This is a genomic window from Lysinibacillus sp. COL-1, assembly GCF_059814265.1.
Genome location: NZ_JCAWSJ010000004.1, coordinates 1,743,045 through 1,759,799, shown reverse-complemented (window position 1 = coordinate 1,759,799; position 16,755 = coordinate 1,743,045). Strand labels below are relative to the sequence as shown.

General features: G+C 36.2%; 19 protein-coding genes and 1 pseudogene. 8 read left to right on the top strand and 12 right to left on the bottom strand.

Annotated elements, in window-relative coordinates:
• Positions 1-493: 493 nt before the first annotated feature.
• From AC6BKE_RS16895 to AC6BKE_RS16885, 3 genes are all read right to left on the bottom strand, one after another.
• On the bottom strand, positions 494-715 hold the full coding sequence (locus AC6BKE_RS16895) for a methyltransferase domain-containing protein (protein WP_499858318.1): 222 nt from the start codon (positions 713-715) through the stop codon (positions 494-496).
• Between the two features lie 243 nt (positions 716-958).
• On the bottom strand, positions 959-1,165 hold the full coding sequence (locus AC6BKE_RS16890; protein ID WP_271913097.1) for a hypothetical protein: 207 nt from the start codon (positions 1,163-1,165) through the stop codon (positions 959-961).
• 158 nt (positions 1,166-1,323) lie between these two features.
• A complete protein-coding gene (locus AC6BKE_RS16885) occupies positions 1,324-1,857 on the bottom strand; it encodes a GNAT family N-acetyltransferase (protein ID WP_499857359.1) in 534 nt (177 codons plus the stop codon).
• A gap of 561 nt (positions 1,858-2,418) precedes the next feature.
• Here AC6BKE_RS16885 and AC6BKE_RS16880 point away from each other — a divergent pair.
• On the top strand, positions 2,419-2,538 hold the full coding sequence (locus AC6BKE_RS16880) for a transposase (RefSeq protein WP_371327979.1): 120 nt from the start codon (positions 2,419-2,421) through the stop codon (positions 2,536-2,538).
• A 135-nt stretch (positions 2,539-2,673) separates the two neighbouring features.
• Here AC6BKE_RS16880 and AC6BKE_RS16875 read toward each other — a convergent pair whose 3' ends face one another.
• The 3 genes from AC6BKE_RS16875 to AC6BKE_RS16865 all read right to left on the bottom strand — a co-directional run bounded on the left by AC6BKE_RS16875 (position 2,674) and on the right by AC6BKE_RS16865 (position 6,036).
• On the bottom strand, positions 2,674-3,783 hold the full coding sequence (locus tag AC6BKE_RS16875) for a HesA/MoeB/ThiF family protein (protein ID WP_499857358.1): 1,110 nt from the start codon (positions 3,781-3,783) through the stop codon (positions 2,674-2,676).
• A gap of 14 nt (positions 3,784-3,797) precedes the next feature.
• Positions 3,798-4,619, bottom strand: a complete 822-nt coding sequence (locus AC6BKE_RS16870; RefSeq protein WP_089932349.1) for a DUF2785 domain-containing protein — start codon at positions 4,617-4,619, stop codon at positions 3,798-3,800.
• Between the two features lie 178 nt (positions 4,620-4,797).
• On the bottom strand, positions 4,798-6,036 hold the full coding sequence (locus tag AC6BKE_RS16865) for a hypothetical protein (protein ID WP_089932351.1): 1,239 nt from the start codon (positions 6,034-6,036) through the stop codon (positions 4,798-4,800).
• Between the two features lie 569 nt (positions 6,037-6,605).
• On the opposite strand from AC6BKE_RS16865, the gene AC6BKE_RS16860 reads away from it, so the two are divergent.
• Both AC6BKE_RS16860 and AC6BKE_RS16855 read left to right on the top strand, forming a co-directional pair.
• Positions 6,606-6,839: a hypothetical protein gene (locus AC6BKE_RS16860; RefSeq protein WP_089932353.1), complete on the top strand. Its 234-nt coding sequence runs from the start codon at positions 6,606-6,608 to the stop codon at positions 6,837-6,839.
• Between the two features lie 542 nt (positions 6,840-7,381).
• Positions 7,382-8,554 carry a multidrug effflux MFS transporter gene (locus AC6BKE_RS16855; RefSeq protein WP_499858317.1) on the top strand — a complete coding sequence of 391 codons (1,173 nt, stop codon included), beginning with the start codon at positions 7,382-7,384 and terminating at the stop codon, positions 8,552-8,554.
• Between the two features lie 80 nt (positions 8,555-8,634).
• On the opposite strand, the gene AC6BKE_RS16850 is transcribed toward AC6BKE_RS16855, so the two are convergent.
• A complete protein-coding gene (locus AC6BKE_RS16850) occupies positions 8,635-9,132 on the bottom strand; it encodes a hypothetical protein (protein WP_230593953.1) in 498 nt (165 codons plus the stop codon).
• 95 nt (positions 9,133-9,227) lie between these two features.
• Here AC6BKE_RS16850 and AC6BKE_RS16845 point away from each other — a divergent pair, with 95 nt between their 5' ends.
• Positions 9,228-9,680 (top strand): NUDIX domain-containing protein, encoded by a 453-nt coding sequence (locus AC6BKE_RS16845; protein ID WP_499857355.1) that lies wholly within the window; start codon positions 9,228-9,230, stop codon positions 9,678-9,680.
• Between the two features lie 28 nt (positions 9,681-9,708).
• Here the strand turns inward: AC6BKE_RS16845 and AC6BKE_RS16840 are convergent, their stop codons facing one another.
• Together AC6BKE_RS16840 and AC6BKE_RS16835 are read right to left on the bottom strand one after the other, a co-directional pair.
• The gene (locus AC6BKE_RS16840; protein WP_082673767.1) at positions 9,709-10,152 is read right to left on the bottom strand and encodes a GNAT family N-acetyltransferase; all 444 of its coding nucleotides are present in this window, start codon (positions 10,150-10,152) and stop codon (positions 9,709-9,711) included.
• Between the two features lie 10 nt (positions 10,153-10,162).
• Positions 10,163-10,480, bottom strand: a complete 318-nt coding sequence (locus AC6BKE_RS16835) for a MazG nucleotide pyrophosphohydrolase domain-containing protein (protein ID WP_036127510.1) — start codon at positions 10,478-10,480, stop codon at positions 10,163-10,165.
• Between the two features lie 224 nt (positions 10,481-10,704).
• On the opposite strand from AC6BKE_RS16835, the gene AC6BKE_RS16830 reads away from it, so the two are divergent.
• Entirely contained in the window at positions 10,705-11,280 is a 576-nt protein-coding gene (locus AC6BKE_RS16830) for an LOG family protein (protein ID WP_271913091.1), read from the top strand.
• Positions 11,281-11,733: 453 nt separating this feature from the next.
• Here the strand turns inward: AC6BKE_RS16830 and AC6BKE_RS16825 are convergent, their stop codons facing one another.
• Positions 11,734-11,931: a Fragile-X-F protein gene (locus AC6BKE_RS16825; RefSeq protein WP_036127503.1), complete on the bottom strand. Its 198-nt coding sequence runs from the start codon at positions 11,929-11,931 to the stop codon at positions 11,734-11,736.
• A gap of 117 nt (positions 11,932-12,048) precedes the next feature.
• On the opposite strand from AC6BKE_RS16825, the gene AC6BKE_RS16820 reads away from it, so the two are divergent.
• The 3 genes from AC6BKE_RS16820 to AC6BKE_RS16810 all read left to right on the top strand — a co-directional run bounded on the left by AC6BKE_RS16820 (position 12,049) and on the right by AC6BKE_RS16810 (position 14,657).
• A complete protein-coding gene (locus tag AC6BKE_RS16820; RefSeq protein WP_499857353.1) occupies positions 12,049-13,026 on the top strand; it encodes a dimethylarginine dimethylaminohydrolase family protein in 978 nt (325 codons plus the stop codon).
• A gap of 82 nt (positions 13,027-13,108) precedes the next feature.
• Entirely contained in the window at positions 13,109-13,354 is a 246-nt protein-coding gene (locus AC6BKE_RS16815) for a YkuS family protein (RefSeq protein ID WP_036127519.1), read from the top strand.
• 136 nt (positions 13,355-13,490) lie between these two features.
• The gene (locus AC6BKE_RS16810) at positions 13,491-14,657 is read left to right on the top strand and encodes a Ger(x)C family spore germination protein (RefSeq protein ID WP_499857351.1); all 1,167 of its coding nucleotides are present in this window, start codon (positions 13,491-13,493) and stop codon (positions 14,655-14,657) included.
• A 35-nt stretch (positions 14,658-14,692) separates the two neighbouring features.
• Here the strand turns inward: AC6BKE_RS16810 and AC6BKE_RS16805 are convergent.
• Positions 14,693-15,352, bottom strand: a pseudogene (locus AC6BKE_RS16805) (MBL fold metallo-hydrolase).
• Between the two features lie 155 nt (positions 15,353-15,507).
• Positions 15,508-16,668: an MFS transporter gene (locus AC6BKE_RS16800; RefSeq protein ID WP_499857349.1), complete on the bottom strand. Its 1,161-nt coding sequence runs from the start codon at positions 16,666-16,668 to the stop codon at positions 15,508-15,510.
• Positions 16,669-16,755: the final 87 nt, after the last annotated feature.

Below are 16,755 nucleotides of genomic sequence, written 5' to 3'. Positions count from 1 at the left end.
TATCTGTTAAAAATTATATATATTTTTCGTCTATTTTCCACATTTTTTCTTATAAGTAGACTTTTACATCTTAAGCGTACTATCATTATTCTCCTTTCTCTTAAATTTCTACATTTCTTCACTATTTATAGTAGTAAATGGATCTTATTTCTTTTTTCTAGCAATCCAAATTGTCCAGCGATCCTTTTCAAAGATAGATCCTTCTATGGTAATGGCCTTCTTTATATCCTCAAGAAGGGCCGATAATTATACGTCATTTAATTCATGCAAAAGACTATGTCTCGTTCTTCCTTACAAATGCTCCTTATTGGTATGAACCTGTCTTGTTCCCAGAGTGTGATTTCCTTAATTTCATGAAAACCCACTTCTTTTAAGCTTTCTATTACTACCTGACTGCTATGTCGACGCACCACTTCCTTTTGAATGAGCGATGGAAAGCTTTCAAAGAAATACCTTCTTATAGGATGTGTATCTCCTTGAAGAATGCAATCTTCTAGGGTACGATCTTGTTCCGTAAGAGACGATAAGCCTCTTGAAAGAATGCGTTGAGATCTTTTAGATAATGTATCAATACCCGTTTAAGCACAACAACATAAGTATTTTCTGCAGGGCCTGCTGCTAAAGTATCCCCTTGGACAAATTGTGAATAAGCTCGGCAATTTTCTTTTGCCCCTCTATCATGGCTTGTGAAAAATCTCCTCCTGTTACAGAGGATACCCTCGTATTGATAAGTGACTTGGCATAGATGCCGCCTCCACAGCAGATATCAACCACCTGTGCCACATGTTGAAAAGGAATATGGGTTGTTAATGCTTCCTTCCATGAATTTTCTGTCTGTCTTAGAAATGATCTCTAACTATACAACAATAAGATCTTCTATTCATCGATGCATGTTGCAATGTTTTCTCCCCTCTACAGATAAAAACCCATGCATGTACACGCATGGGTTGAGCTGCTATTAACGATTTCTTGAGGACTTTAAAATAGTCCGTTCAATCAGTCTTATTTCATTATTTAGCTTGGCAATTGCCGCTTCGATTTGTTGATAGCGCTCCATTTGGTTGACTTTCTCTGTTGATATTGAATCCTTTAAAGCGGCATGCCCTGCGTATAAGCTTGCTAGTAAATCTAGCTTTTGAAAATAAGCTGTGCTATATTGCTCCATAACACCCAGCCCCTCGTCACATACTTTTTACACGAACAAATGAATTGTTGTTCATATTAGTACTATAGCCGAAAAAAGCAGCATCGAAACTCAGCCTAAATCATTATTTATCATCCTTTTTTTCACTAAATATCATTCTTTTAAAATAAAAATTGGCACTATTCTTCCTTTTTTAATAAAGAATAAATGAATGTATCATAGGCTTGCCCATTTTGATACATATAGTCTCTTAGGATGCCTTCTTGTTGGAACCCTAGCTTCATCAATAGTTGACTGGAAGCTTCATTTTCTAAAAAGACAACAGCTCCAATGCGATTCAGGTTCATGTCCTGAAAGCCATAGGCTATCACTTTTTGCACGGCTTCTTTTATATAACCTTGTCGCCAGTAATCGGGATGAATTTCATAGCCAATTTCTGCTCGATGATGCGCAGCCGACCATAAATGGAAGCCAATCGTACCAATGACTTCATTCGAATCTTTGCGTTCAATGCCCCAACGAATCCCTCTTTTTTGTTCAAAGTTTTTAGCAAACTGCTTAATAGCCTGTTTAGCCTGCTGTGTATCGACAAAGAGTTCCTGCCCATAATAGCGTGTTACAGCCTCATTCAAAAAGCAGCGGAAAATGGCTGGTACATCCTCTAAAGTTAGCTCTCTTAACCTAAGTCTTGCCGTTTCTAAAACTGGAAACATTCCCTTCTTGTGACGTAAAGCATAAAATTTCCGTTTAGAAACTTTACGCTTTATTTTATTCTAGGAAATTTTATGGTTGAATATTTACATCATAGGATTAATTCGATAAAATGGAGTAATTTTTATGAACAATGTAGTAGTTTAAAGCAAGGTATGAATTAATTTTCATACCTTCTTTTTATTTTTCTAGATATAATTTAGCGTTGTTATATTCTGATTGTAAGATATTTATTATATTGGAAAATTATTTGATTATATTATTTATATTGGTAAGTTTATTTATCTTTACAATAATAGCTTTAGAAACCAACCCAAAAATCAGTTTTAGCTTAAATAATTTAGCTGACAAGGAGGTATGGGGATTAAATATTTTAGGTGTAATCTTATTAATGTTGGACACTTTTTATAGAGGATAAGGAGCAATTACTAAGCCTTTCAACGAATCAAGCCCATAGAGGCTCCATATCAAGCAACTTGTGCGCCCCTTATGCTTTAAGAGAGCCATCTAGCCACCTTAATAAAGTTGTCCAAAACTGTTGCCATTCTAATAGTTTATTTTCCGTGTGGGCATGGGGGTATTTTTGTGCGACTGTTGGAACGGTTACCGAAGAAATCATAAGAAACTATATAGCCAATCAATTCGAAGAAAAGAACGGTATCTTCAATATTCAGTGTGCTTAAGCACACGAACTTTTATAAGGGCTTCCCCCTTAAATAAAAACGACTTTAGTCGTGGACATTCATTTCAAAATCCACCTGCTTTAGCAGGTGGTCGTTTAAGGAGTTTTTTCTGTTAAATTTTAAACCAACCTTTTATTACTTAGGAAATAAATTGGTAGCCATTGATTTTTCTATTGAACAAACCTCGCATTGACTATTATTGACCCAAGGATTTTCAAATGTTGTCTCTGAAGTCAAGAAATTAACTATTACCTTTTTCCCTAACGAAATCGGTTCAGCTATTTGAAGATGTATTCGTAAGAAATCGGTTGTCATCATTGATGCTACCAAACTAATATTAGGTAGTATAGCTGCATTATAATCATTGTTGGAATTATCATAAGCGTCTAGTACTTGTCCAAACTGATCTTTAATAAAGGTATAGTAACATTCTAAGCAAGGTGATATTGTTGGCTTAACTGAGTAGAAGCTTCCACAAGTTAAACCTACTCCTCCAGAAATAAAGGGAACATTATTTTTAACGCAAAGTTCATTTACCCAAGAGTTTATCAACATTGGTGGGTTATCAGCTGCACAAAATACAAAATCTAAGTCCTTTGTAATGATATTCTCTAAATCCTCAGCTGAACTTATTCTTTTATCAATCATCTCATAATTAATGGTTGTATTAAAATCACTTAATCTTTCAAAGCCTACTTTAGTTTTTGGCTGTCCTATATATCTTTCCGAATATAGGACTTGACGGTTCAAATTTTTTAATTCTACCTCATCGCAATCGAGAAACTTAATATGTCCAATCCCTAACCCGGATAATTGCATTAAAAGATTGCTACCTAATCCACCCATTCCCAGAACCAAAACCTTTGTCTCTAAAAGCTTTTTTTGATAAGATGATTTAGTTTTATTTGTATTGCTAAATACATTGAAATAATTAAGGTTATTATTGTATCTTACACGTTGCCAGTCATTTAAATCTTTAAGATTATCAATAGAACTGTCTTCGATTAGACCAATTTCATCTAGTGTTTTAATAATATTTTCTAGCTCCAAAAAACTAAAAGTTCGTTCTTCAATTAAGTTGAAAATTTGTTTTGTATCCAACTTACCATTCAATAAAGGTATGATTTTGATTAATATTCCATCTGGGTCAGTAATTTCATAGGCATTATTCGGTTCATCTCCGATTTGAATAGTTTGTGAATCAATTGAAATAACTGGACAAAAATCTTTGAATTTCGGTTTCAAATTAGTTCACTCCTTTATGTATAGGCTTTCATCATTTTAATTAATTTATCTTTCACAATTTCAGCCACATATTTTTGATTAGCTTCTTGCTCTAAACGAAAGTAAAGACTTCCTAAAAAATTTTTAACATTAGATATAATTTTGTACTCCTCATGCCAAATTTCAGTTTTTTCCCAATCCGTAAAACTATTAACCCAACTCTCAAGCAACTCTATATTAAAAGTATTTTTTTTCAAAATTGTAATCACAGCTGTTATCAGTCTTTCATCTTCTAAATTAGTGTAATTTATTGTTTTTGTACTTATCACACTTTTAATGACATCCAAAATCTGTTGTTTTTCAGCAATTGGTAAATCATATTTAGCTAACTCATTTAATGCATCAGCAGCATGTGCTAATGCATGTGCCCAACCTTTCTCGGGAACATAGCCTCTTAAATCTTTTTCACATTGAAGGTAACGTATAATTTTTTCCTTAATTTCTAAAATATCCTTGTCATGTAGAAAATTTTTTTTTTGATCCGCCATAAGAATAAGCGGTATAAGTAGCATTGAAAATGATCGTGTAAAAACTGAATCTGAATTTGATTGCCCTATACCATAAAAAAGATGCTGCTCATCCAATATGGTATCTAATAATCTTTGAAGAACGTTTACTGATAAGTAATCATTTAGTATCCAGTTTGAAAATGTCGTATAAATAAGATCGTCTCTTAATTCGCCATCAACAGACCCAATCTTATCTAACATCTGTTCGATAAGATTTTCAACATTAGAACTCTTGGGTATGCTATATTCATTGTTTTTTAAAAAAATAAGCTCTTTTTTCAATTTCATGTTATTCACTTCCTATTATTGATTAAGGATGGTTCTAAGAGAGACACTGGCTGCTACTAATACGAAAGAAATTAAAAGTAAAGTAGAAAACACAAAAATAAATCCTTTTTTCAACTCCATGATAATACCTCCAATTGTTGCATCAATACAAATTCTATCAATTTAACTGAAAATTTTATTAGATACTGTTTCTCAAAATAGGACCTAATTCTTTTCTTTTCTTTTCTTTTATTTTTTTTCTTAAATCTAATGCTAAATATATTGTTAAGATAACTAATGGACAAAGTGTAAAAGTTCCCATTGCAATTCCATCCCAATAAGACATAGAGAACAAAGGATCTTTTAAAGTTTTTTCAAGAGTTTGTTTGACAGTATAATAAGCAATAGGTAGATCAATTACCAAAAATAAATAGAGAGCAACAAAAATCCCAATAAAACTTAAAGAGCTGTAAATTTTAGTTATTTTCCTCTCTTTATTTGACATGCTGTTTAATATACTACTTATTTTATTGAATTTTAGGGTGAATATATTTTTAAAAATAAGCTTCATTGATTCATTAAGATCATCTATTTCTAAGAAATTAGTAAGTACATAGTATAAATCTGTACGTAAAAATAGTAATGTTTGAAATACAGTAGTTTGTAGTTGCATCAAAACCGTAAATTTAAGTATCTTAAGTATTATTTCATTCGAAAAATAAAATTGCATTACTAAACATAATAATATCAACATACTTGTCCAAGCTAATCCTGCTAAATAAACACCATATCTTTTCTTTCTGGATACGGACCAGATATCAGTTACTTCCGTTTCAAGTACAAGGAAAACTAGTCTATATCCCCATTTAACTTTAGCTCCAATTCCTACGCTTTTAGCAGCACATATATGTCCGTATTCATGAAAAAAGATAACTATCCATGTACCTAAAATTATTATACATATAGATGCAATTCCGGAGGTACTAACAAAAAGATCCGAACCCTTAGGGCGTAAGTTATCGGAAAAATAAAATAAAAATATATTAGCGAACACGGAAAATAGATAAAATGCCCAGGCAGTCTTACTAAATAATATCTTCAAGATTTTACTAGGCTCAGCATTTAAAGGGTGGTTATCTATTAAACTTTCCGATATAAGAACTCCATCAATACTTTTTACATATCCCGCATTTAATAACACCTCAACAAATTCTATAATGTCATTTATCTCGTAATCATTTGCACTATGCATCAATGCGACTTCATCTATTGACTTGTCTGAGGAAAAGCTTCGATAAATATTAAGAGCGATTTCATCTAATAACAAGTAGTCTGAAGTGCCAATACGTCGAATAGTAATGGAATCATTTTCACGCTGATATGTTTCAATGGTATGTACTTCAACCATAGTATCCTTACTAATCTCCTTTTGGTACATTACATTATTTCACCCTTTCTATTTTTCATAAATCCTCTTCTTTTAAAGAAAAAACCCACCCTTAGGAGTGGATCTTTTCTTTAAAAAATCATGTGTTAGCACGGTTAGCAGGAAGACCTACTTTTGGTAATACTTTAACTTTAATTTTTTTCATCTTTTTCACCTCCAATATGTAATATCCATCTTCAAATCATGTATTTGCACGGTTAGCAGGAAGACCTACTTTTGGTAATACTTTAACTTTAATTTTTTTCATCTTTTTCACCTCCAATATGTAATATCCATCTTCAAATCATGTATTTGCACGGTTAGCAGGAAGGCCTACTTTTGGTAATACTTTAACTTTAATTTTTTTCATCTTTTTCACCTCCAATATGTAATGTCAACCCATAAATCATGTAGTAGTGTAACTAGATTGAGAATTAAATAGGAAATAATGTTCATATGTTCCTAACCAACCAATCAACTACTTTTTTTCCATAATAATACACATATCGGAGATTGTAAATGATTTAATTGAATTTTTTAAATAATATAAATACCAAATTAGTCATAGTGGCCTAACCCAGTTGGCAAAAGAAAAGCAATTAACATTAAGAACGGTAAGAAAATGGGCACCAGAATTATGTAAAAAGGTTAGTAGGAGATATAAAGAGTACTTAACAAAATTAAAAAAGGAAAGAATCAAAAGTATTTTGAGTGATGTTCAAAATGCTGCAATAGCATTACATAATAATGGGGTTTTTCCGAGTAAAGGGAGAATATATAAGAAATTAGGGAGTAGCGTTTTTTTTAGAAGATGAGATTAGGGACCAGTGGGAAGATATAATAATAAACTTAGGTTATAAGCTTGATTAAAAATCTTGTTTATTATAAATAATAAAATTGATATATCGTTTAATATCTATGATAGTATACTAAATTAAATTGACTTAACCCTTGTGGGTGTAAGGTTGGAAAGATTATGCTTTATTATGAAGAAAATATATGGTTTATGTCACACCTCTCCTCCTCTACCACCCATTACCATTTCTCTAATCCACCTTCAAAATCCTTTTTGACACTAGCTCTATCTCTTAAAAATTGATAAGATTAGCAATTATTACTATAAAGGTATTATAAAATAGCTTATAATAGTAATCAGACTATGCACTCCTACTACATGCATATCCATTACAGCTCAGCTTCCGTATTTTTCGGTATACCATTTTTGCTGAGTATAGATAAAGGTGATTTTCAACATGACATCCTATGAACGTATACTTATAATGGTCCCGCCGTTTCCCTAGCTACGCTATCTACTTGTAACGAACAAAGTAGATTTTGCTTGTAGGAGGGCAATATGTTGAAAAAACAGGCAGTACCATCTTTATTATTAATGATTGTTCTTGTGGCATTTCCACAAATTAGTGAAACGATATACACACCATCTCTACCGGATATTGCAGCTGCACTTGGTGTATCCAATAGCGCTGTCCAATTAACTTTAAGCATCTATTTTATTGGCTTTGCATTAGGTGTTTTTTGCTGGGGATGGATTTCTGATTTCATTGGCCGTCGACCTGCCATGTTAGCCGGTCTCCTTTTTTACGGTATAGGGAGCTTGCTCTGTGTTTACGCAGAGACGATTCCTTTTCTAATTGCAAGTCGATTTATTCAAGCGTTTGGGGCTGCCACTGGCTCCATTATTACACAGACCATTTTGCGTGAAAGCGTAGCAGGTAGCCAGCGACATGCTATGTTCGCACAAATTTCAGCTGTCATTGCCTTTACCCCTGCGGTAGGGCCGTTGATTGGTGGCTGGGTCGATCAAGCACTTGGCTTTCGAGCCGTGTTTTTTGTCCTTGTGGTGATGAGTATCTTGTTGTTCATGTATGCTTATTACAGACTTCCTGAAACAACAGATCCAGCCGCAAGACAACGAATAGCGATTTGGCCTGTCGTCAAACGCATTGTTGCTTCGCCAACCGTTCTTGTCTATGGACTACTGATTGGGGGCATCAATGGTGTACTATTTAGCTACTATGCCGAAGCACCCTTTATCTTCATTGGTCATTTTGAAATGTCACCAGGCCTATACGGTTTTCTTGGCATCATCGTGGCATTGGCTTCTATCATAGGGGCCATGATTTCAAAACGACTGGTCATCAACCATCCACCGCAAAAAATCATTCACCTCGGCTGTCTGGTGATGCTTTTGGGTGCTGTGCTGTTGACTATCGTTTGTTTGATGCCACTGCATGCAATACTCGTAGAAATCGGCATCTTGCTGACCGTTTTCGTCCTACTGCTCGGCTCTGGCATGGCACTTCCTAATTGCCTAAGTCTTGCACTAGTAGACTTTCAGGATGTTATTGGGACAGCAGGCGCGATTTTTAGTCTCGGCTATTACCTATTAGTCAGTGCCATCACAACGGGTATGAGTTTGCTACACAACGGTTCTTTATTAACAATGCCACTCTATTTCTTAGGTCTATCCCTGACGATGTGGCTTTGTGGGAGAAAATTTATACGATAATCGATGAAAGCGGGCATCTTATCGTCAGCATAAAAATGAGCCACCTTAAATAATTAAGGTGGCTTCTCCTATTGACGACATTATTGAAAATAATAATCCAATACTTCCTGTGCCGAATGAAAAACCTTATTGCTTTGCGTTTTATAAAGAAATGTTGGATTCGTACAGGCTTTTTCTAGACTTTTGGCTTGCTTTAGCTTATCGGTCATTTGCTCGATAATATCCGTGTAGCCATCGAGTTGATTAGATATTTTCGGTAGCATCGTGGGTGAGATGTTCAAAACAATGGATACTTGATCCTCAGCATAGCTATTTAAATTGATAAAAAAGCATTCTTCCAAATGCTTGGAATGTTTATCTACATTAATGACGGCTTCTTGATAATTGGCAATTACACCTGTGGATGTATTCGTAACCTTAAAGCCCTGCTTTGTTAAATGTTGTTCGACCATCTTTAAAAACTGCTCTACTTTTTCATCTAATTGCGGTGTAACAGTCTTCTCAATTAAATCATCACAACGCTGATAAATCGTATCGATTTCAGCCTGTTTTTCGACAAGTAGTTTAAAATTGGACATTGAATACACGCTTGATCTCCCCTTTTTACTAAGGTAGACATTCATGAAGCATTTTAGTCATGACCACGAAAAATAACTATCCAAAGGAGATACCTATGATTAGAAATTCTGTAAAAGCCATCATTATCGTTGATGGCAATATATTGCTAATAAAAAATCAAGATGACGAGGGCTATTTTTATCTTTGCCCGGGTGGTGGACAAGAGCATGGTGAGACATTCCCTAAAACACTGCAAAGAGAATGCCTCGAAGAAATCGGCTCCTCTGTTCAGATTGGAGAGCTTCTTTTTATCCGAGAATATATTGGAAAAAATCATGAGCATGCCGCCTTTGACGCAAATGTCCACCAGGTAGAATATTATTTTCAATGTCAATTCAATGGGCAAGTTTGTCAGCCAACCAATCCAGATCAACATCAAATCGGCACACAGTGGATACCTATAGAAGAACTACACACTTATAGATTTTATCCTAAAGCATTCATCCGCCCTCTACAGCACTTTATCCAAGGACAACAAACAGTGATTTATTTAGGAGATGTCAATTAAAGCCGGCTTCTATCCTCATTGACCGCTCTTACACTAGATTTTTCACCATCGTATAATAACTACTACCTGGTGGATAATCTTTAATTTCTCCTACCACTTGATAGCCTTGTGCCTCATAAAATGTGCGAGCTTGAAACTCGTAGGTTGTCAGCAGAGCTTTTGTAGCACCCATTTCCTTTGCTACTAACTCTGCCTTGGCTAGGAGCTTTGTGCCAATTCCTTTTCCACGATACTCTTCACTAAACCAAAACTTATGTATTTCCACCCATCCCCAGTAGACTTCAGCCGTTATACCACCTACCCATTGCTGCTGTAAATCTGTGACTATCAATTGCAATGGTTGGATTGCCCCCTGCTGTCTACTTGCACGATGATAAGAGGAATGTTCATTATTATAGGCGCGAATTTTTTCACTTAAAAAATTCGTAAACGCTTCATGCTGTTTATGTAAAACCTCAACTTGATATTCCATCGAGTTCCTCCTAGTCCTGATAGCGTTTTACTAGCTTGTCTTGATGAGCCGCAAATATTTCTTCTAATGGAATATCATATTGATTGGCAATGACAATAAGATTGCCTAGTACATCCCCTAGCTCTTCAATAAGCTCTTGTTTATGTTCCTCATAGGATTGTGTTTTTTCATCTGGTCGATCTCTACCAATCTCGATCGCTCGAATGGCTCTCGCTACCTCACCAGTTTCTTCTGCCAAGAAGCCAATACGTGTAAAAATATTGAGCTCTGACCAGCCTCGTGCTTCATAATAATCCTTTACCCAACGTTGAAATTCATTTAGTTCCAATTCCTTTTCCTCCATTTCCTTCCTCTTCAAAATAAATTATACTATTATTTGTGCCTTAGCCAAAGCCCTTGTTAAAATCTATGCTACCCATGGGAGGCTTTGGGAACAGCATGAGACTGTCATTACTAAAGGCGTGGCGTTTTTACGCTATTCCCTAAGTTCAACGGGCGTTTACACTGCTTTCGGTACAAGAAGAATTTAATCAGTTATGGAGGAAATCTACTATGAACAGTGTTGCTGTATTTTGCGGATCAAGTCTTGGCGCTTCTGATGCTTATCGTGAAGGTGCGATTCTACTAGGAAAAGAATTAGCTAAAAGACAAATTACCCTTATTTATGGTGGTGCTTCAGTTGGCATCATGGCTACAGTAGCGAATACCGTGCTACAAGAAGGTGGCAAGGTTATAGGGGTCATTCCTACATTATTAGAAGAACGTGAAATTGCGCATCAGCACTTAACCGAGCTGATTGTTGTGAACACGATGCATGAACGGAAAAGTAAAATGATGGAGCTAGCTGATGGCTTTATTGCCCTTCCTGGTGGTCCTGGTACTTTAGAGGAATTTTTCGAAGTGTTTACTTGGAATCAAATAGGGCTGCTTCAAAAGCCTTGTGCGATTTTCAATATGGAAGGCTATTTTGATTTATTAATCTCATTTTTTGACCATATGCAAAATGAACAATTTTTAAAAGCTCAAAATCGTGAAGCATTAATTGTCGCTGAAGACACTGCAACGCTTTTAGATAAATGTGAAAGCTTTGTTGCTCCGGCTGTGAAAACCTATGAATTAAGCAAATAGTGAAGTGGTAAGGTTGGCCCTAGGCGGGCTGATCTTACCACTTTGAAGTTTTTGACAACATCATTCCCCCACTTCCAAAATTAATTTATATTGGCGCAAGAACTGGGAGGCGACCGCGATTCTTAAAAGAAGATGGACTTGGTTATTTTCCGATTACTATTTACTATCATTTTATCGTAGACCACTAGTATGATGCTATATCTGAAGTCAATACTGTATTAATTTCAGATACGAGGGAAAAATCGTATTATACTGATCCAGCGGAAACAGCGTAACTGATCTCGATATTAGATAAGCTCGTAATGAAAAAGAAGTTCATTCCCTCATACAGATGCTTCTATCATTTTTTCTTTAGCGAATCCAGAGGAACGCTGTACAATAATTTTTGACTATGAAATCAAGCTACTTCAACGAATAAGGTGATCTTCGAATTTGTTCGATTTTCTCCTTGTTTTATTGATCCACCCTTTTTTCCCGCCTTTTAACAGCGATTACCGCAATAAGGACCGTCATAAGCTTTATTACTACCACAATGACATACAAACTGAATGAGAGTATGGCTGGTAATAAAACGACCCACCACGACCAAGCAATCACATCTGTTAGCTTTAAAACGACAAAGACAATGGTCAACACTTCTGCAATGCCCATCTTTTCACCACCCTACAACCTTTCTTGACTATGTAGTAACTATATCCCTTACGATATGGAACAACGCAGGAAAAAATTTCACTATTTTCTCTAAATGATATAACAGGAGGTCGTACTATGACGAATATTTTTGTAAAAAGTGAGTTTGCTCCGTTAAAAAGAGTTGTTATGGCTCAATCAGAGTTTGCTTTTCCCGCTACAGGCAATCCAACAGATGACGAATTTTTAACAGAAGAAACGCTAGCCATTTATGCGGGCGTTGATACGCTCAGTAAAAACTTCAAAGAGGTCTTTCCAGAAAGACAGCAGCAATGGGAATTAGAACGAGCAAATTTTAAAAAGGTACTTGAAAAATATGGTGTGGAAGTACAGGTGCCACGACTTTTAACAGATTATGAAAAAGAGCTAGGACAAGAGGATGGCTATAGCAATTTCTTTGTTCGTGATCCCTTTTTCACTATCGGTCATTTTTTAATTGAAGGCTCCCTTCGATTTCCTCATAGACGGAACGAAATCTTGCCAGTGCGTAATCTTTTAGCTCAGGAAGCAAACGATAACCAATGTTTCTATGTGTCCATTCCAAAGCCTGATATCGCAGACGGGCTGGATTCTGAGGCTGGCCCATTTTTAGAGGGTGGCGATGTGTTAGTGCTAGATAAAACGATTTTCGTAGGAAATTCAGGGCTAGCCTCCAATAAAAATGGCGTGCAGTGGCTGCGTAATTTAGCCAGTCATTTTGATTTTACAGTGGTCGAGGTTCCACTTCATCCAACGATTCTCCATCTAGACTGTGCACTTAGTTTGGTAAGGGATGGTCTGATGATTGTCTGCGAGGATGCTTTCTTAGAGGGAATCCCCGAACAGCTGAAGGATTGGGATAAAATTCATGTTTCCCTAGAAGATGCCTCACGACTTGCAACAAACGGTCTCCCTATCAATGAAGAGGTTTACATTACAGATAAAGAATTTACATGGATTGGCGAGCAATTAGTACAAAGAGGTGTCACTGTAGAATACGTTGATTTTAACATCTCCCGAAGCTTTGGTGGTTCTTTTAGATGTAGTACACAACCACTATTACGGACAAATGCATAGACATTATCCATCTCCCCTAAAAAATAATATGAATAATGAACAAGCTGAAATGGCACATTATTTATAGGAGGTGGACAAAAAAATGTCTAGAATTATTGGTGTGGAACAATCATTATCTAATATCGAGGATGCTTTAAAAGCAAAAGGCTATGAGGTCATCCAGCTTCGCAATGAAGAGGATGCCAAAAAATGTGATGCTTGTATCATTACAGGTCAGGACAGAGACGTGATGGGCATTAGTGATCCTGTCATGGCAGGCCCTGTCATTGATGCGGATGGCTTGTCAGCAAATGACGTCATTCAACGTGTCGAAAAATATTTCCACTAAAACAACAAGTGCTGTCACCATGTCACATTGACTGGGGATAGCACTTTCTTTTGTCATTCCTACATAATCTATACTTATAATACCATGTGTTCTTGTCCAAACTACTATACATGAACTAGAAAAAGTAGGGAGACATATGAGTCAAAAAAATATTGCGATTGTTATTTTAATGCTTACGACTACACTACTCATGTCAGGCTGCTGGGATGTTACAGAGCCTCAACGAATGTATTATGTGCAAGGTGTTGGGGTTGATTATAAGGATAATGAATATACTGTGTACTTACAAATTATCAACTTTGCCAACGTAGCGAAAACAGAACAATCTAACCCTCAAGCCTCACCTACAGAAATTGGTCAAGCGAAGGGAAAAACAATAGAAGAAGCGATTTACAAATTATATCGTTCCATGGACCAAGAAGTATTTTGGGGGCATATGACCTATCTTCTTTTCTCAGAGAATGCGATGAAGGATGAGCATGCCATTGCTGTAATCGATACTTTTTTACGCTTTCGTGAAACGAGATATCATATTTGGGTCTACTGTACACAAGACCCAATCGAGGATGTTTTATTAGTTTCTCCTTTATTAGAGAAGTCACCGACTGCCGCGAAATTAAGTAATCCTAAAAATACGGCTAAGCAGGAGTCCTTTGTAGAGCCTGTTAATTTGCGACAGCTAGTGATTGGCTTAAATGAGCCAAACCATGAAATGAAAATCCCTTACGTAACTGTCAATGAAAGCTGGGAAACCATAGATGGTACCAAAACAGAAACCGTTTTTGCAGGTGTCGGTATCCTCTCAAAGGATAGTTTTAAAGGCTATATTAAAGGCAAAACTGCTCGTGGTATCGAATGGATGAACGATGAAACAAAACAAGGGGAAATCACTGTTAAATTGGAAAATAACGAGAAAAGTGATTTCTTAACTGTCGATATTCAAAAGTTAGATGTCGATGTCAAACCAATCGTCCAAAACAATCAAGTCCAATTTGAGGTGTATTTAAAATTCAACACAATTTTAAATGGCTTTAAAGGGAAGCTGACACCCGATCAAATAAGAAAAAAAGTAGAAAAAGCAGTCAAAGATGAAATTATGGCTACCTTCGAGGAAGGCTTGAAAATGGATGCAGATGTCTTTCGCTTATCAGAATACCTCTACCGCGATAATGTAAAGGCATGGAAGAAACTAGAAAAGGATGGCAAAATCCCATTAACGAAGGATTCCATCCGTAAAATCGATATTCATATTAATAAAGTAAGCCCTGGCCGTAAAACATTTGAAGAGACCATCGCCGAATAATGGAAGAGACCACCCTTCTTGGCGTGGTCTTTTTATCATGACAATATTTTTTTCATTTGTTCAAGGACTGCTCCCCTACTGATGCCTCCGTGATAACAAATCACCGCTTCAAGGTCGATATCTAGGCATTTCTGTAAAGACTGACGAGCTTCTTCTACGTCCAATGCAGTTGGTTCATGAACGCCCTCAATATAACCGTCTACACTATACATCGCGTCACCCGCCACCAATGTTTTACTCTGTGTTAAATACAGGCTAATATGACCTGGTGTATGCCCTGGTGTATGAATAACACGAATCCCGCCACAAAATGGTAGTTCTTCACCATCACTCAGCACCACATCCACCTTACCCTTCGGAGGGTTCTCTAAATGTCCATCTTTTACTAGCGGCAGCTCTTCTTGAATATAGGGCTTGTCGAGAGCATGTGCATATACTTGAACATGTGGCCCACACACCTGTAATAAATCAGGTAGACAGCCGATATGATCCACATCCTGATGCGTTAAGATAATCGCTTTGAGCTGATTCAACGACACACCCACCTATACTATCGCCTCATGCAGCTCTTCCATTTGCCCAGGAAAACCGGTGTCAATCAACACCGCCATGTCCTGGTCCCACACCAATGTAGGATGAATCACAAAGCCCTGATAATGGAGTTCCAGCATTGCTATCCCGTTCGCCATTTGCATAACATGCGCCTCCTTCACCGTTTCTTATAAATTATGGCATTTAGCTAGTTTCTGTTTTTTAATCAGAATTCCCTGCTTTCTTCCTTTATTTTTATCATTAGGAAATGAATCATAGTAAAAGGACCAGACATTTGAGACTGGTCCCTATTATTATATTACTGGTTCATTTTCTTATTGGTAATGTAATCGTAGTATACTAACAGGACAACAATAAGAAAGCTTAAGCTAACAAGACGGAAAATCATTGCTATACTCACCCATTCTGCTAAAATCCCTAAGAAAAATGCACTAACGCCAACACCAACATCAAAGCTTGAAAGAAAAGTAGCATTGGCTGCACCGCTTTTGGCTTCACTTACTTTTTGAACAGTCCATGTTTGTAAACATGGCATAACGGTCCCATAACCTGCACCGAATAAAATGGCTGCCAAAATAAGAGTGTGATTATTTGTTGTATAGGACAACACAATTAGTGATAAGAAACCAAGTGTTGCTGACACAATGATAATAGACCATGGTCCATTTTTATCAAACCATTTTCCTGTAAATGGACGTAATAAAGTGGAAACAATTGCGTTGATAAAAAAGAATAGAAAAATCTGATCTAATCCCTTTTGCTCTCCGAAAAGGACTAAGAATGTAATGACGGCTCCAAAACCAAGCGTCGTCACTACAGTCAATAAAGACTGAAACCATACATCTTTTTCAAAAATCGCTTCCATAAATCGAAATGGCTGCTTGTCAAATTGTTTAGGTGTAGCTGAATGAATAAATGGAAGCATTATAACCGCAAATAAACAGAGTAATGCAGATGACCAAATCAGTGTATGAAAGGAAAAGGAATTATACATAAGGATACCTAAACTTGGTGCAACAATAGCTCCGACTGTTGTTGAAACCGAGAAATAACCCATTCCTTCTCCTAATCTAGCTTTAGGAATGATATCTACAGCCATTGTACTATTGGCTGTAGTAGAAATCCCCCACGCTGTTCCATGGAAAAACCGTAACAATAAAAAAATCCAAATCGTGCTAAGAAAAGGATATAACATGGTAATCATCAGCAACATGATGCCCGCCCCAATAGCTAGATGTTTTCGCTTATGATCGATTAAATAATAACCTATAAAAGGTCTTATTATAATGGCGCCTAGTGTAAATACCGTCGTTACCAAACCTACTTGCATAGGAGTGGCGTTTATACTTAATAAATAGGCCGGTAAGATAGGCAGTAACATTTCAAATCCTATAAAAATGAAAAAATTACTTATAAATAGAAAAAGAAATGATGTAGTAAAAATGGGTTGTTTTTTCATAGTTAAAATTCCTCGCTTCTAATTGTTTTGCTAAATTAGAAGCGCTTGGAACACTGAAACATCCCTTAATTGCCTTAGTTTTTTCAG

Excerpts from the sequence above, each read along its gene's own strand:
- AC6BKE_RS16890 (WP_271913097.1), bottom strand. The coding sequence starts at position 1,165 with ATGGAGCAATATAGCACAGCTTATTTTCAAAAGCTAGATTTACTAGCA.
- AC6BKE_RS16885 (WP_499857359.1), bottom strand. The coding sequence starts at position 1,857 with ATGTTTCCAGTTTTAGAAACGGCAAGACTTAGGTTAAGAGAGCTAACT.
- AC6BKE_RS16870 (WP_089932349.1), bottom strand. The coding sequence starts at position 4,619 with ATGAAATTGAAAAAAGAGCTTATTTTTTTAAAAAACAATGAATATAGC.
- AC6BKE_RS16865 (WP_089932351.1), bottom strand. The coding sequence starts at position 6,036 with ATGTACCAAAAGGAGATTAGTAAGGATACTATGGTTGAAGTACATACC.
- AC6BKE_RS16850 (WP_230593953.1), bottom strand. The coding sequence starts at position 9,132 with ATGTCCAATTTTAAACTACTTGTCGAAAAACAGGCTGAAATCGATACG.
- AC6BKE_RS16845 (WP_499857355.1), top strand. The coding sequence starts at position 9,228 with ATGATTAGAAATTCTGTAAAAGCCATCATTATCGTTGATGGCAATATA.
- AC6BKE_RS16840 (WP_082673767.1), bottom strand. The coding sequence starts at position 10,152 with ATGGAATATCAAGTTGAGGTTTTACATAAACAGCATGAAGCGTTTACG.
- AC6BKE_RS16830 (WP_271913091.1), top strand. The coding sequence starts at position 10,705 with ATGAACAGTGTTGCTGTATTTTGCGGATCAAGTCTTGGCGCTTCTGAT.
- AC6BKE_RS16825 (WP_036127503.1), bottom strand. The coding sequence starts at position 11,931 with ATGGGCATTGCAGAAGTGTTGACCATTGTCTTTGTCGTTTTAAAGCTA.
- AC6BKE_RS16820 (WP_499857353.1), top strand. The coding sequence starts at position 12,049 with ATGACGAATATTTTTGTAAAAAGTGAGTTTGCTCCGTTAAAAAGAGTT.
- AC6BKE_RS16815 (WP_036127519.1), top strand. The coding sequence starts at position 13,109 with ATGTCTAGAATTATTGGTGTGGAACAATCATTATCTAATATCGAGGAT.
- AC6BKE_RS16810 (WP_499857351.1), top strand. The coding sequence starts at position 13,491 with ATGAGTCAAAAAAATATTGCGATTGTTATTTTAATGCTTACGACTACA.
- AC6BKE_RS16800 (WP_499857349.1), bottom strand. The coding sequence starts at position 16,668 with ATGAAAAAACAACCCATTTTTACTACATCATTTCTTTTTCTATTTATA.